We start from the raw sequence: 14,367 nt of genomic DNA on the forward strand, positions 1-14,367 counted from the left end.
CCGGTCCGTGTCAGCGTCCGGCCCCCACCGACGGGGCCCGGGAATCCCCGGTGCCCGGCCGGGCACCGGCACCGGTATCGCCATCGGCTTCGGCCTCGGCGCGGCTGAGTGCGGCATCGCGGGTGTCGGGCATCAGGAGGTAGGTCACCAGGGAGACCAGCGCGCACCCGGAGACGTACCAGAAGAACAGCTTCTCGTGGCCGCCGCTCTTGAACCACAGCGCCACGTACTCGGCCGTGCCGCCGAAGAGCGCGTTGGCGATGGCGTACGGCAACGCCACACCGAGGGCCCGGACCCGGGTCGGGAACAGCTCGGCCTTGACCGCGGCGTTGATGGAGGTGTAGCCGGTGACGATCACCAGCGCCAGGAGGGACAGACCCAGGGCGGACCAGTACGAGGACGCCGAGCCGAGGGCCGTCATGATCGGGTACGTGCCGAAGGTGCAGCCCACGGCGAAGGTGATCAGCAGGGGGCGCCGTCCGATCCGGTCGGACAGCATTCCGGCGAAGGGCTGCAGTGCCGCGAAGAGGGTGAGCGCGGTGAAGCTGACGAGGGTGGCGGTCGTCTTCGCCATGCCGGCGCTGCCGACCAGGTACTTGGTGAGGTAGGTGGTGTACGTGTAGTAGGCCACGGTCCCGCCGAGGGTGAGTGCCATGACCAGTCCGGCCTGCCGCCGGTGCTGCCACAGGACCTTGAGTGTGCCCCGCGTGCTGTCGTCGCCGGCGTCGTCCCCCTGCGACGCCTGCTCGGCGAAGGCGTCGGTCTCCTGGAGACGCCGCCGCAGCCAGAAGACGACGACCGCGAACAGGGCGCCGAGGACGAAGGGGATCCGCCACCCCCAGCTCTCCAACTGGGCGGTGGTCAGCGTGTGCTGCATCGTGATGAGGATGCCCAGTCCGAGCAGCTGGCCGCAGGTCATCGACACGTACTGGAACGAGGAGCCCAGGCCGCGCCGGTTCCGGGCGGAGACCTCGGTGAGGTAGGTGGCGCTGGCGGCGTACTCGCCGCCGATGCTCATGCCCTGGAGCAGGCGCGCGAGCAGGAGCACCAGGGCGCCGAAGTAGCCGGCCTGTCCGTAGGTCGGGGCGACGGCGATGAGCAGGGCGGCCACCGACATCATGGTGACGGTGAGCGTGAGCGCGCTCTTGCGCCCGCGCCGGTCGGCGGCGCGGCCGAGGATCCACCCGCCGACGGGGCGCATGAGGAAGCCGACGGCGAAGATCCCGGCCGTGTTCATCAGCTGCGTGGTCGGGTTGTCGCCGGGGAAGAAGGAGTCGGCGAAGTAGATCGCGAAGCTGGCGTAGACGAACCAGTCGTACCACTCGACGAGGTTGCCGAGCGAACCGCCGATCAGGGCCGTGCGCCGCTTCCTGCGGAGGTCGGCGCCCTGCGGCAGCGGCGGGGGCGGTGCGGGGACTGCGGTGGACGAGGGCATGACGCCTCCAGTCGGAGGTCCCCGCGAGGGGACGGGGGAGGGGCCCCGGCGGTGGGGAGTGCCCAGAGCATGCGTCCGCGGCCGCCCCCGTACAACGCCCGGCCCGCAGATCTAACGTGCCGCTAAGAAAGGACGGCACGGGACCGGCGCATTGCGCGGAAGCGGCCACCGGGCCTCACATTTCCGGGGCCTGCCTCGTCGGACTCTCGGACACCGACGAGGGATCGACGAGGGGACCGGGCCATGGCCACACAGATGACGACAGGACGACGCGGCCTCACGTTCGTGCGGACGGCGATCGCGCTGCAGACCGCGGCCGTCTTCTTCCAGGCTGCCACCGCCGGGCTGTTGCTCGCCTCGTCGCACGGCGAGCTGCTGCACGGCGTCGGAGCGCGCGTGATGTACGGCGCGTCGATGCTGTACCTGCTCGCCGCGATCCTGGCCTGGCGGCCCGGCGGCGGTCCCTTGCGCCCCGTCCTGCACGCGTCCGGATTCCTCGTCCTGGCCTCGGTGCAGGTGGTGCTCGGCATCGCGCACGTTCCGTCGGTCCACGTCCCCCTGGGCGTCCTGATGTTCGGCCTGAGCCTGCTGGACCTGGGCCGGGTGGTGACGGCCCGTCCGTAGGCGCCGCGCGGAACCGGGAGAAGGGTGGTAACAGCGTTACCTCTGGGTTATGTTGTTACCCATGATCACGCTCTACCAAGACGCCCTGCGGGCCGGTCAGGAAGCCGCGCGGACCGCCGTTCTCGACCGCGCCATCGGGCTGCTGGTCGAGGAGGGGGCCGCCGCCCTGACCGTCCGGCGGATCGCCACCGAGATCGGCACCTCGACCAAGGTCCTCTACACCGTGTTCGGCGGAAAGGAGGGCCTGGCCGACGCCCTGTACCGGGAGGGCTTCGCACGGCTGCGCCGGGCCCAGGAACAAGTCCCGCCGACCGACGACCCGTTGGCCCACCTGAGCAGCCTCGGCACGGCCTACCGGGAGCACGCGCTGGCCGAACCGGCCTACTACCGCGTCATGTTCGAAGGGGCCATCCCCCACTACACCCCCGGTGCCGAGGCCCTCGCCGTCGCCGAGACCGCCTTCGACGCCTCGGCCGCGGCCGTCGCCGCCTGCATCGACTCCGGGGTGTTCCGGCCGGACGGCGACGCCCACGAGATCTCGAAGCTGTTCTGGGCCGCCGCGCACGGCGCGGTGAGCCTCGAACTCGCCGGCCACTTCCCGCCCGACACCGCGGCCCGCCGCTACACCACCCTCATGACCGCGCTCGGCCAGGCCTTCCTGGCCACGCCGGCCCCGTCCAGCGACCCGGAACGGACCCCCCGATGACACCCCCGACGACGCGTACGACGACCAACCGCTACCTCTCGGGGAACTTCGCACCCGTCACCGAGGAGACCACGGCCCACGACCTGCCCGTCACCGGCCGGATACCCGGCCACCTCAGCGGCCGCTACCTGCGCACCGGCCCCAACCCGCTGGGCATCGAGGACGCCGCCGCGCACCTGTGGACCCTCGGCGAAGGCATGGTCCACGGCGTCCGCATCCGCGACGGCCGCGCCGAGTGGTACCGCAACCGCTGGGTCCGCTCCTCCTCCGTCGCCGACCGGCTCGGCGAACCGCGCCGCGGCGCCCCCGTCGACCCGCGGACGGACTTCGCCCCGAACGTCCAGGTGGCAGGCCTGGCCGGCCGCACGTTCGCTCTCATCGAGGGAGGGTTACGCCCGTACGAACTCACCTACGACCTGGACACGCTCGGCCCCTGCGACCTCGGCGCGACCCCCGAGGGCTACAACGCCAACGCCCACTCCCTCTTCGACCCCCGCACCCGCGAGCTCCACTCGCTCGCCTTCCGCTACGGCTCCGAACACGTCCAGCACATCGTGATGGACGACACCGGCACCGTGCTGCGCGCCACCACCGTGCACACCCCCGGCCGCCCCTACATGCACGACTTCGCGCTCACCGACCGCCACGTGATCCTCTTCGACGGCCCCGTGGTCTTCAGCGCGGCCCACCTCGCCACCGGAGTCCCCTTCCGCTGGGACGACACCCATCCGGCACGCGTGGGCGTGATGCCCCGCGAGGGCGGCCCGGTGCGCTGGTTCCCCGTGGCCCCGAGCCTGGTCGGCCACACCCTCAACGCCCACGAGAACGGCACGGACGTCGTCGTCGACCTCGTCCGCCACCCCGAGGGCTTCGACATCCGCGACTTCGGCACCAGCCGCCCCACCCTCTACCGCTGGACCATCGACCTCGCCGCCGGGACGGTCCGCGAGGAGCGGCTGGACGACCGCACCCAGGAGTTCCCCCGCGTCAACTCCCGCTACACCGGGCTCCCGTACCGGTACGGCTACGCCGCCGCGGTCGAGCTGTACGCCCCGCCGGCCGGCCCCGGGGACCGGCGACCCGACGCGGGCTTCAGCAACGCGCTCCTCAAACACGACCTGTCCCGCGGCACCACCGAGGCGCACGAGTTCGGACGCTTCGCCGCCGTCGGCGAAGGCGTGTTCGTCCCCGCCGAGACGCCCGGGGCCGAGGACGACGGTTACGTGATGGCGTACGTCCACAGCCCGGAGCGCGGCGCCGCCGATCTGGTCATCCTCTCCGCCCGGGACTTCACCGGGGAACCGCTCGCCCGCGTCCACCTGCCCGTACGCGTGCCCCTCGGCCTCCACGGGAACTGGGTCCCGGACGAGGACCCGGCCGCGCGGCCCGCCGCCCGGCCGCCGGGGGCCGGGCGCGGCTGACCCAAAGGGCGGGCTCCCCGGCGCGGACTCCAGAAGTGCCACGCGGCCCCCGGCCGGGGCGGTGTATGCAGGAGGGATGGACCTTGGGCGCCCGCGTGCGAGCAGTCATCCGGCAGGGGAGCAGGGCCACGCGCTCCTGGCGGTCCCGCTCGCGCTGATCACCATCGTGACCGTGGTCGACATCCTGGCCCCGCCCGAGGTGCACCTCGGGCCCTTCCTGGTGGCCGCCCCGGCCGTCACCGCGTCGTTCGCCGGCCCCTGGACCACCGCGGCCGTCGGAGCCGTCGCCGTCGTCGCCCAGGCGGTGACGGCGACGGTGCGCAGCAGCCTGACCGACCTGAACCACACCTTCCAGATCATCGCCCTCATCCTCATCTCCGTGATCGTGACGCTCTTCGCCCACCTGCGCGAAGTCCACGAGAAGGAGCTGACCCAATTGCGCTCGGTCGCCGAGACCGCGCAGCAGGTGGTGCTGCGGCCGCTCCCGGAGCGGATCGGCCCGCTGCGCCTGGCATCCGTCTACCTCGCCGCCGAGGCCGAGGCCCAGATCGGGGGAGACCTGTACGCCGTCGCCCGCACGGCCCGCGGAACGCGACTGATCATCGGTGACGTCCGGGGCAAGGGGCTGGAAGCGGTCGGGGACGCGGCCCTCGTCCTCGGCGCGTTCCGCGCCTCCGCCCACCAGGAGGCCGACCTGGCGGGGCTGGTCGCCTACCTGGACGGATCCGTGGCCCCGGGCCCGGACGGGTCACGGGTGCCCGACGGCTCTCCGGACGACCTGGGCGAGGGGTTCGTCACCGCCGCCGTCCTGGAACTCCCCGACCAGGAGCGGGCCCTGCACCTCATCAACTGCGGCCATCCGCCACCGCTGCTGTTCCGCGGTCCCCGGGTCACCGCGCTGGAGGTGGACCATCCGGCACCGCCCCTGGGCCTGGCCGGGCTGGTGGACGCGCGGGCCACCGCGCAGACCTTCCCCCTGGCGCCCGGGGACATCGTCCTGCTCTACACGGACGGGGTCATGGAGGCCCGCGACCGGGACGGGACGTTCTACCCGCTGACGGAGCGGGCCGCGGCCTGGACCGGGGCGGACCCGCACGCCCTGCTGGAGTACCTGCGCGCCGACCTGCTCGGCCACGCGGCCGGCGGCGTCCTGGGGGACGACGCGGCCATGGTCGCCATCCAGCGGTTCGTGCCGCCCTGAGACGGACGCGGAACGGCCGCCGCCCCGGCGGAACGAAGTCCACCGGGGCAGCGGCCGCCGACGCGCGTACGACGGTCGGTCCGTCCGTCAGTCCGTGCCGGACTCCATCGCGGCGCGGTCCAGCATCGTCTCCTCGTCGGTGGCCTCGCCACGGGAGGCGATCGCCTCGGCGCCGCCCTCGTCCATGGCGCCGATCAGCCCGGTCGCGGCCGCCTGCGCGGCACCGATCGGGGTCGGGTGGGGAGTGCCGACCAGGCCGAGCCCCACGTACTGCTCCAGGCGGGCGCGGGAGTCAGCGATGTCGAGGTTGCGCATGGTGAGCTGACCGATCCGGTCCACCGGGCCGAACGCCGAGTCCTCGGTCCGCTCCATGGAGAGCTTGTCCGGGTGGTAGCTGAACGCCGGGCCCGTGGTGTCCAGGATCGAGTAGTCCTCGCCGCGACGCAGCCGCAGCGTCACCTCGCCGGTGACGGCCGTGCCGACCCAGCGCTGCAGCGACTCGCGGATCATCAGCGCCTGCGGGTCCAGCCAGCGGCCCTCGTACATGAGGCGGCCGAGGCGCCGGCCCTCGTTGTGGTACGCGGCCAGGGTGTCCTCGTTGTGGATCGCGTTGACGAGGCGCTCGTAGACGATGTGCAGCAGCGCCATACCGGGCGCCTCGTAGATGCCGCGGCTCTTGGCCTCGATGATCCGGTTCTCGATCTGGTCGGACATGCCCAGACCGTGCCGGCCGCCGATCGCGTTGGCCTCCATCACGAGGTCGACGGCGGAGGCGAACTCCTTGCCGTTGATGGTGACCGGGCGGCCCTGCTCGAAGCCGACCGTCACGTCCTCCGTGGCGATCTCCACCGACGGGTCCCAGAACCGCACGCCCATGATCGGGTCGACGGTCTCGATGCCGGTGTCGAGGTGCTCCAGCGTCTTGGCCTCGTGGGTGGCGCCCCAGATGTTGGCGTCCGTGGAGTACGCCTTCTCCGTCGAGTCCCGGTAGGGCAGCCCGTGCGCGAGCAGCCACTCGGACATCTCCTTGCGGCCGCCGAGCTCGGTGACGAAGTCGGCGTCCAGCCAGGGCTTGTAGATCCGCAGGTGCGGGTTGGCGAGCAGCCCGTACCGGTAGAACCGCTCGATGTCGTTGCCCTTGAAGGTGGAGCCGTCGCCCCAGATCTGCACCCCGTCCTCGAGCATCGCGCGCACCAGCAGCGTGCCGGTCACGGCACGTCCCAGCGGCGTGGTGTTGAAGTACGGGCGCCCGCCCGACCGGATGTGGAACGCGCCGCACGCGAGCGCCGCCAGGCCTTCCTCGACGAGGGCGGCACGGCAGTCGACGAGCCGGGTGATCTCGGCGCCGTACGCGGAGGCGCGGCTGGGCACGGAGGCGATGTCGGGCTCGTCGTACTGGCCGATGTCGGCGGTGTACGTGCAGGGGACGGCGCCCTTGTCGCGCATCCAGGCGACGGCGACCGAGGTGTCGAGCCCGCCGGAGAAGGCGATGCCGACGCGCTCGCCGGCGGGAAGGGACGTGAGGACTTTAGACATAGGAAGATTATGCAGCACCTCGCATGGTCATGCAACGCGGCGTCGGGGTGGACTTTCCGGAACCGGTCCGCCGGGGCCCTCCCGGGTCCCTGCGTGCCTGGTCGGAGCCCTGGACGCGCCGGCCACTCGTACATGCGTCCCCGTGACCGGCGTGACGCGGCCGACGGCGCTACGCTGGACCCACCAGTGATCATCCGCGGCCGGGCGGGGGAGCACGGGGGGTGCCGGCCCGCCGGGACAGGGGAGCGGGCGCCCCGCCCGTCCCCGCTCCGCCACCCCACCGGAGGCGCCATGTACCGCGCGTCACTGCTGTGCGCCGCGGCGGCACTCGTCGCGACGGCCCTCGCGCCGGTCGGAGACGGCACCACCGCGCCGGATCCACAGGACCCGAAGCTCGCCCGCTTCTACCGGCAGCGGATCGACTGGGGCCGCTGCCCCTCCGGCTACCCGGCGTCCATGCGGTGCGGCCACCTCGACGTCCCGCTCGACTACACCGACCCGGCGAAGGGCACCGTGGCCCTCGCCGTGGCGCGCCGCCCCGCCACCGGGCGGCACCGCCTGGGCTCCCTGGTGCTCAACTACGGAGGTCCGGGAGGCGCCGGCCTGCCCTCCCTCGCGAAGGGGCTCACGGAGCCCGAGCGGGCGCTGCGCTACCGGAACCTCGCCGCCTCCTACGACCTGGTGACCTTCGACCCCCGCGGCGTCGGCGGCTCCGCCCCGATCAGCTGTGCCGGCGCGCTGCCCGTGCGGCGCACCGAGTCGATGGACGCGGCGGCCCTGCTGCGCGCCTCGGACGCCGCCGTACGCTCCTGCAGAGCCCACTCGGGGCCCGTCCTGCCCCACGTCGGCACCGTCAACGTCGCCCGGGACATGGACGTGCTCCGTCAGGCCCTCGGCGAGCGCAAGCTCGACTACCTGGGCTGGTCCTACGGGACCAGGCTGGGCGCCGTGTACGCCGCCCGGTTCCCCGAGCGCGCCGGCCGCATGGTGCTCGACGGGGTCGACACCCTCTCCGAGCCCCTCGCCGACCAGGAACTGGAGACGGCGCGCGGCCAGCAGATCGCCTACGACGCCTTCCTCGACTGGTGCGCCCGGCAGCCGGGCTGCGTGTACGAGGGCGTCGACCGGGCCCGGGCGAACCGGCGGACCGGGGAACTCGTCGCGCGGCTCGACGCGAACCCGCTCCCGGTGCCGGGCGGTGGCAGGTTCACCGGCGCGGACCTGGCGCTGGCGATCGAGAACGACCTCTACTCGCCCTGGGACTGGCCCGACCTGGAGCGCGGCCTGGGCACCCTCGTACGGCACCGTGACCCCGCGGGGCTGCTGGAGGCCGCCCAGCCCGAGAAGGACAACGAGGGCGCCGCCTGGGCGGCCGTGAGCTGCGCGGACTATCCCGACCGCGGAGCCGGCGGGGACCCGCGGGCCCTCCAGCGGCAACTGGACGAGCTCCGGCCGCGGTTCCTCGAAGCCTCCAGGATCTTCGGGCCGGGCGAGCTGAGCGAGATCGCCTACTGCCACGGCTGGCCCACCCCCACCGACCCCACCTCGGGCCTGACGCCGGAGAACGTCCCGCCGATGCTCCTGATCGGCGTGCGCGGCGACCCGGCGACCCCGTACGCGTGGACCGAGGAGACGGCCCGGCTGCTCGGCCCCCGGGCGATCGTCATCGACTACAAGGGCCAGGGGCACACCGGGTTCCGCCACTCCGCCTGCGTCAAGCGGCACGTCGAGCGCTTCCTCCTGGACGGCCGGCTCCCGCGGGAGAGCACGTCCTGCCCGGCCCTGGGCATCGACGCCCGCGGCCACGAGGTGACCACCCCGGCCCCCCAGCCGTGACGGCGCCCCCGAGCCCCGCCCCCCGGCGACGGGGGGCGGCCCCGCGCGGGCGCCCGGCGGAGGCTAGCGTGTGCGCACGTGGCCGATGTCTTCGAACTCATGCTGGCGCTGGACCTGCGCGCCGACCCGCCGGAACCCGAACTCGCCGAACTCCGCTGGCACCTCGGTCTGGGCCCGGAACCGCGGGCGCTCCGCATCGTGACCGGGTTCCCCTGGGTGGTGGAGGACGACGAGGGGCGGCCCGTCGTCGAGAACCACCCCGAGCCCCTGCTCGCCCAGCGGGGCGAGGCGTACGCGATCGGCGGCGCCCTCGTCTCGCTCCTGGTCCCCCGGGAGCGCGCCGGACGCGGCGCCTGGGCCCTGACCAGCCGCCAGGAGATCCATCCCGACGGCTTCGAACGCACCGGTGAGCTCCTCGCCTGGCTCGCCACCAGGGCGGCCGACGCCCACCGCCGCCACGACGGCGGTGTCGACCTGGGCTGGACCCGCTTCCACGAGGAGCGCCGGCCCACACCCCTGACGGTCCGGGACGGCGTGGTCGTCTGGCCCTCCTGAGCCACGGCCCGGGGGCGGGCCCGCGGTCACGACGCGGACGCGGGCCCGCCGGGGTCGTTGGGGTGGGGCTCGAGGGGGGTGACGACGTGGGTCATCCACGCCCGCAGCGGCAGGGTGCCGAGCACCTCCTCCCGCAGCGCGGCCTCGTCGGCGGCCCGCCACAGACCGATGCTCCGCAGCTCGCCGACCGGGCGCCACAGCCGTACGAGGTGTCCCGCGGCGGCCAGTTCCCGCGCCCGGACCGCTTCGGCGGCGCGACGCTCGTCCACGAGGGCCGGGTCGGTGCCCTCGGGGATGGTGGTGGTGATCTCGACCAGGAACTCGCGCATGCTCCCTCTTCCTCCGCAGGGCCGCCGGCCAACAGGCTACGGCCGCCCCGGCCGGCGCGCGTGCCGGCGGGTACCGGCCGTCCGGGGGAGGGCCCCGCTTCGCGACCGCCCGCTCCCCGCCCCGCCTCCGCGCCCGCCCGGGCCCCCGCGGCGGATCCGGGCGGTGCCGACACTCTTGACGGATGGTCTGGACCAACTTTACGTTGTGGCGCACCGGGCCGCGCACGCCGCCGCCGGGCCCCATCCCGTCGGCGACCGCCCTCGCGGCCCGCTCCGCACCCCGGCCCGCTCCGTACCCCGGCCCGCCCCGCTCCTCCCCCCACTCAGCCCCCGTCCTCCCGCCCCGGGCGCCCCCGGGCACCCGCGCGGAAGCGGCACGAAGGGAGCACTCCATGATCCGCCGGACCATCCGCCTGCTCGGCGCGGGACTCGCGGCCGCGCTCCTCGCGCAGTTACCCGCCGCCGCGGCGGCACCGCCACCCGCCGCGCCCGCCGCGGCCGACACCTGCCCGGTGAAGCCCAGGCCCGCGGGCAAGGTCCTCCAGGGCTACTGGGAGAACTGGGACGGCTCGGCCAACGGCGTCCACCCGCCCCTGGGCTGGATACCGATCACCGACGCCCGCATCCGCGCCCACGGCTACAACGTCGTCAACGCGGCCTTCCCGGTCATCCGTTCCGACGGCACCGTGCTGTGGGAGGACGGCATGGACAGCACCGTGAAGGTGCCGACCCCCGCCGAGATGTGCCAGGCCAAACAGGACGGCCTCACCGTGCTGATGTCCATCGGCGGCGCGGCGGCCGGCATCGACCTCGGCTCCGGTGCCGTCGCGGACCGGTTCGTGGCGACGATCGTGCCCATCCTGCAGAGGTACAACTTCGACGGCATCGACATCGACATCGAGACCGGCCTCGTCGGCTCCGGCTCCATCACCCAGCCGTCCGCGTCGCAGGCCAACCTGATCCGCATCATCGACGGCGTTCTGGCCCGGATGCCGGCCGGCTTCGGCCTGACGATGGCCCCCGAGACGGCCTACGTCACCGGCGGCAGCGTGGCCTACGGCTCGATCTGGGGCGCGTACCTCCCGATCGTCAAGAAGTACGCGGACAACGGCCGGCTGTGGTGGCTGAACATGCAGTACTACAACGGCAGCATGTACGGCTGCTCCGGGGATTCCTACTCCGCGGGAACCGTCGCCGGCTTCAGGGCGCAGACGGACTGTCTCGACCGCGGTCTGGTCGTCCAGAACACCACCGTCAAGGTGCCGTACGACAAGCAGGTGCCGGGGCTGCCGGCCCAGCCGGGCGCGGGCGGCGGCTACATGTCGCCGAGCCTGGTCTCCCAGGCGTGGAACCCCTACGGCGGCCGGCTCAAGGGACTGATGACCTGGTCGCTCAACTGGGACGGATCCAGGAACTGGACCTTCGGCGACAACGTCCGGGCGCTGCAGGGCCGTTGACGGCGTGCCCCCTGGGCGTGACATGTGGCCGAGGGGGCCTCCCTTGTTGGAGAGTTGCACTATCTTACTTCCGTGGAGCAGCTGATCGCCGAAGATCCGGCGCGCATCGGTCCGTACCGTCTGATCGCCCGGCTGGGCGCGGGCGGGATGGGCCTGGTCTACCTCGGGCGTTCCGAAGCCGGACGCACCGTCGCGGTCAAGGTCGTGCAGGCCGAGTACGCCGGGCACCCGGAGTTCCGCCGGCGTTTCGCCCGCGAGGTGGCGGCGGCGCGCAGGGTGGGCGGAAGCTGGACGGCGGCGGTCCTCGACGCCGATCCCGAGGCCGCCGTGCCCTGGGTCGCGACGCAGTACGTGCCGGGACCCGACCTGCACACGGTGGTCGCCAGGGACTTCGGGCCGCTGCCCGAACACTCGGTCCACGTGCTCGCCAACCGGCTCGCCCTCGCCCTCGGGGCCGTGCACGGGGCGGGCCTGATCCACCGCGATCTGAAGCCGTCCAACGTCCTCGTCACCGTCGACGGCCCCCGCGTCATCGACTTCGGCATCGCCCGCGCGATGGACAGCCTGGGCGGGGACAGCCTGCACACGCGCACCGGCATGCTGATCGGATCTCCGGGCTTCATGTCGCCGGAACAGGTCCGCGGTCTCGCGCTCACCCCCGCCAGCGACGTCTTCTGCCTGGGCGCCGTCCTCGTCTACGCCGCCACCGGCCGGTTCCTGTTCGGCGCCAGGGACGCCGGCCTCAACGTCCACCTCTTCCGGGTGGCCGAGGAGGAGGCGGACCTGGCCGGCGTACCGCCACCGCTGGCCGAACTCGTCGGCGCCTGCCTGGACAAGGACCCGGCCCGGCGGCCCACCCCGGCGGAGGTGGCCGCCCACACGGCGACGGACCCGGCGGCGGAGTGGCTGCCGGGCCCGGTGCTGGCCCAACTCGGGCGCCATGCCGCCCGGTTGCTGGACTACGCCCCCGCGCAGCGCGCCGGGACACTGGCCCCGGCCGCCGAGACCGCCCCGGCCGCCCCGGCCGTCACCCCCGTCGCACCGCCGCCCGTGCCCGACCCGCGGGCGCGGTCCCCGCACGCACCTCCCGCGTACGCCCCGACCCTCCCGGTCCCGGCCGGTCCCCCGCCCGGATTCGGTCCGGCCCCGGGCCCGGTCGGCGTCCCGGCGCAGGGCGTGCCCGCCGCCACCGCCCAGGACCAGCCGCCCCCGCCCGCCGGACGGCGCCGGAGCCTCGTGGTGGCCGCCATGGCGCAGCTGGTGGTGGTGCTCGACGGAGCGGTCTTCCGGTCGGCCCGGGCCGACCTGGGCCTCTCCTCCGACGGCCTGTACGTGCTCTTCTGCGTCTACCTCCTCGCCTTCGGGGGGCTGCTCCCGCTCAGCGGACGCGTCGTGGACCTCGTGGGCCGCAGACGGGTCATGCTCGTAGCCCTGGCCGGGTTCGCCACGGCGGCCGTGCTCGGCGGCCTGACCAGTGTCCCGGCCGTGCTGATCTGTTCCGCCGCCCTGCAGGGCGGCGCCGCGGCGTTCCTGCTGCCGGCCGCCCTCGCCCTGGTGGTCGCGGGCTCCACCGAGCCGAACGCGCGCCGCCGGGCCCTCGGGATCTACGCCGCGGTCGCCGGCAGCGGTTCCGCCCTCGGGGTACTGCTGGTGGGAGTGCTCGTCGAGGACGTGTCGCGGCGTTGGTCCCCGTTCGCGGGCGCGCTCTTCGCCGTGATCGCGGCCGTCACCGCGCTCGGCCTGCCGGCGGACCGTCCGGGCCGCCCCGGGACCCGACTCGACGTGCCGGGCGCGCTGCTCGGGGCCGGCGGCCTCGGCGGTCTCACTTTCGGCTTCGGCGAACTGAGCCGCCGCCATGGGTTCGTGCCCCCCGTCACGGCCTCCCTCGTGCTCGGCGTCATCCTGCTCGCGGCCTTCCTGAGGCGGCAGACACGGAGGCCGGAGCCCCTCCTGCCGCCGTACCTCTTCGGGGCTCCGGGCCGCACCGGCTGCCTCGTGACCTCGGTCCTGGCCGGCGCGGGCCTCCTCGTCATCGTCCCGGTGTTCGAGGCCGTCCTGGGCCCCTACCTCGGCTACCGGCCGGAGATGGTCGGGGTCCTCCTCCTCCCGCTGGCCGCCGCCGTCGCCCTCGGCTCCACGCAGGTCTCCGCCCGCCTCCTGGACCGCGTCGCGCCCCGCGTGCTGATCGTCGGCGGTCTGCTGACCACGACCCTCGGTCTGCTCCTCTTCACCAGGGCGAGCGACGCGGGGTACGCCGGCTGGGTGCTGCCGGGCATGCTCCTCGCCGGCGGCGGCGCCGGCGTGGCCCTCGTGCCGGTTCTCGCCGTCATGACCGAGGCCGTCCCCGAGGGGCACTCCGGTGCGGCCTCGGCGGCACTCGCCGCGGCTCAGCACACGGGCGTCTCCCTCGGCACCGTGCTGCTCGGCGGCCTCGTCCACGTCGACGACCAGGTGCTCGCCTTCCCCTTCACCATCTGGTGGGCGTGCGGATTCCTGCTGCTGGCGGCCCTCGTCGCCGGGTTGACGATCAAGGTCAAGGCGCCCGGGGGAGCGCAGGTCCGCCCCTGACCCGCGGGGAGCGCGGTCAGCCGACGCCGTAGCGGGCCGCGATGCCTGCCAGAACCAGTTCCAGGCCTTCCTCGAAGCCCTCGTCGTAGTCCTGGAAGAGGTCGGCGCCGGCGGTCGCGGCGAGCGGGTAGTCGGCCAGCCGGGCGGCGCGTTCGTCGATGTCGTAGCCCTCCCGGCGCTGACCCGGCAGGGGTTCCACGCCCTGTTCCTCGGTGACGAAGCCCAGGGTGAAGAAGTAGGCCGTGGAGGTGGCGCGGACCGCCTGGGGGAGGGCGAAGCCGGCGTCGACGAGGGCGCGCAGGTTCGCCTCCATCTGGGCCGCGTGCTCGGTGCCCGTGAAGCGGGAACCGCTGAAGACCTTCGCGCCGTCGCGGTACCCCAGCAGGGCCGCGCGCAGGCTCCGGTTGCCCTCCAGGAGACGCTCCCGCCACGTGGCGCCGGGGGCGAGCCGCGCGTCGGCGTCCGCGGCCATCCGCCGGTACATCTCCGTGGCCATCTCGTCGAGCAGCTCCTGCTTGCCCTTGAAGTGCCAGTACAGGGCGGGTGCCTGGACGTTCAGCTCCTTGGCGATGGCGCGCAGGGTGAGGCCGTCGAGGCCGGTCTCGTTGAGGAGCCGCAGCGCGGTCTCCACGACCTGCTTCTTGTCGAGTCTGGGAGCTTTCCGGGTCGTCACGCTTGACAGCTTAACAGCGTTAAGGC

General features: G+C 73.7%; 12 protein-coding genes. 8 read left to right on the plus strand and 4 right to left on the minus strand.

The features are described 5' to 3' along the window. Nucleotides 1-10 precede the first annotated feature (10 nt). Nucleotides 11-1,435, minus strand: a complete 1,425-nt coding sequence (locus OG295_RS34545) for an MFS transporter (RefSeq protein ID WP_371680584.1) — start codon at nt 1,433-1,435, stop codon at nt 11-13. 243 nt (nt 1,436-1,678) lie between these two features. Here OG295_RS34545 and OG295_RS34550 point away from each other — a divergent pair, with 243 nt between their 5' ends. The 4 genes from OG295_RS34550 (at nt 1,679) to OG295_RS34565 (ending at nt 5,387) form a co-directional block, all read left to right on the plus strand. Next, complete coding sequence (locus tag OG295_RS34550; protein WP_371680585.1) at nt 1,679-2,059, plus strand: hypothetical protein; 381 nt, start codon at nt 1,679-1,681, stop codon at nt 2,057-2,059. Between the two features lie 61 nt (nt 2,060-2,120). Then, nucleotides 2,121-2,765, plus strand: a complete 645-nt coding sequence (locus OG295_RS34555; protein WP_371680586.1) for a TetR/AcrR family transcriptional regulator — start codon at nt 2,121-2,123, stop codon at nt 2,763-2,765. Next, nucleotides 2,762-4,186 (plus strand): carotenoid oxygenase family protein, encoded by a 1,425-nt coding sequence (locus tag OG295_RS34560; RefSeq protein WP_371680587.1) that lies wholly within the window; start codon nt 2,762-2,764, stop codon nt 4,184-4,186. Before OG295_RS34555 ends, OG295_RS34560 begins: the two co-directional genes overlap by 4 nt. Before the next feature lie 76 nt (nt 4,187-4,262). Further along, nucleotides 4,263-5,387 carry a PP2C family protein-serine/threonine phosphatase gene (locus OG295_RS34565; RefSeq protein ID WP_371680588.1) on the plus strand — a complete coding sequence of 375 codons (1,125 nt, stop codon included), beginning with the start codon at nt 4,263-4,265 and terminating at the stop codon, nt 5,385-5,387. Nucleotides 5,388-5,474: 87 nt separating this feature from the next. Here the strand turns inward: OG295_RS34565 and argG are convergent, their stop codons facing one another. Beyond that, nucleotides 5,475-6,923 (minus strand): argininosuccinate synthase, encoded by a 1,449-nt coding sequence (argG, locus tag OG295_RS34570; protein ID WP_280916087.1) that lies wholly within the window; start codon nt 6,921-6,923, stop codon nt 5,475-5,477. A gap of 291 nt (nt 6,924-7,214) precedes the next feature. Here argG and OG295_RS34575 point away from each other — a divergent pair, with 291 nt between their 5' ends. Together OG295_RS34575 and OG295_RS34580 are read left to right on the plus strand one after the other, a co-directional pair. Continuing rightward, nucleotides 7,215-8,759 carry an alpha/beta hydrolase gene (locus OG295_RS34575; RefSeq protein WP_371680589.1) on the plus strand — a complete coding sequence of 515 codons (1,545 nt, stop codon included), beginning with the start codon at nt 7,215-7,217 and terminating at the stop codon, nt 8,757-8,759. 78 nt (nt 8,760-8,837) lie between these two features. Beyond that, nucleotides 8,838-9,314, plus strand: a complete 477-nt coding sequence (locus tag OG295_RS34580; protein ID WP_371680591.1) for a hypothetical protein — start codon at nt 8,838-8,840, stop codon at nt 9,312-9,314. A gap of 26 nt (nt 9,315-9,340) precedes the next feature. Here the strand turns inward: OG295_RS34580 and OG295_RS34585 are convergent, their stop codons facing one another. Next, nucleotides 9,341-9,643, minus strand: a complete 303-nt coding sequence (locus tag OG295_RS34585) for a muconolactone Delta-isomerase family protein (protein WP_371680592.1) — start codon at nt 9,641-9,643, stop codon at nt 9,341-9,343. A 395-nt stretch (nt 9,644-10,038) separates the two neighbouring features. On the opposite strand from OG295_RS34585, the gene OG295_RS34590 reads away from it, so the two are divergent. Together OG295_RS34590 and OG295_RS34595 are read left to right on the plus strand one after the other, a co-directional pair. Beyond that, nucleotides 10,039-11,100: a chitinase gene (locus OG295_RS34590; RefSeq protein ID WP_371681395.1), complete on the plus strand. Its 1,062-nt coding sequence runs from the start codon at nt 10,039-10,041 to the stop codon at nt 11,098-11,100. Nucleotides 11,101-11,172: 72 nt separating this feature from the next. Next, a complete protein-coding gene (locus OG295_RS34595) occupies nt 11,173-13,668 on the plus strand; it encodes an MFS transporter (protein ID WP_371680593.1) in 2,496 nt (831 codons plus the stop codon). 16 nt (nt 13,669-13,684) lie between these two features. Here OG295_RS34595 and OG295_RS34600 read toward each other — a convergent pair whose 3' ends face one another. After that, nucleotides 13,685-14,341 (minus strand): TetR/AcrR family transcriptional regulator C-terminal domain-containing protein, encoded by a 657-nt coding sequence (locus OG295_RS34600; RefSeq protein ID WP_371680594.1) that lies wholly within the window; start codon nt 14,339-14,341, stop codon nt 13,685-13,687. Nucleotides 14,342-14,367 lie beyond the last annotated feature (26 nt).

It is taken from the genome of Streptomyces sp. NBC_01276, assembly GCF_041435355.1.
Classification (GTDB): Bacteria; Actinomycetota; Actinomycetes; order Streptomycetales; family Streptomycetaceae; genus Streptomyces.

Coding starts and splice junctions, on each gene's coding strand:
- OG295_RS34545 (WP_371680584.1), bottom strand. CDS start 1,435: ATGCCCTCGTCCACCGCAGTCCCCGCACCGCCCCCGCCGCTGCCGCAG.
- OG295_RS34550 (WP_371680585.1), top strand. CDS start 1,679: ATGGCCACACAGATGACGACAGGACGACGCGGCCTCACGTTCGTGCGG.
- OG295_RS34555 (WP_371680586.1), top strand. CDS start 2,121: ATGATCACGCTCTACCAAGACGCCCTGCGGGCCGGTCAGGAAGCCGCG.
- OG295_RS34560 (WP_371680587.1), top strand. CDS start 2,762: ATGACACCCCCGACGACGCGTACGACGACCAACCGCTACCTCTCGGGG.
- OG295_RS34565 (WP_371680588.1), top strand. CDS start 4,263: ATGGACCTTGGGCGCCCGCGTGCGAGCAGTCATCCGGCAGGGGAGCAG.
- argG (WP_280916087.1), bottom strand. CDS start 6,923: ATGTCTAAAGTCCTCACGTCCCTTCCCGCCGGCGAGCGCGTCGGCATC.
- OG295_RS34575 (WP_371680589.1), top strand. CDS start 7,215: ATGTACCGCGCGTCACTGCTGTGCGCCGCGGCGGCACTCGTCGCGACG.
- OG295_RS34585 (WP_371680592.1), bottom strand. CDS start 9,643: ATGCGCGAGTTCCTGGTCGAGATCACCACCACCATCCCCGAGGGCACC.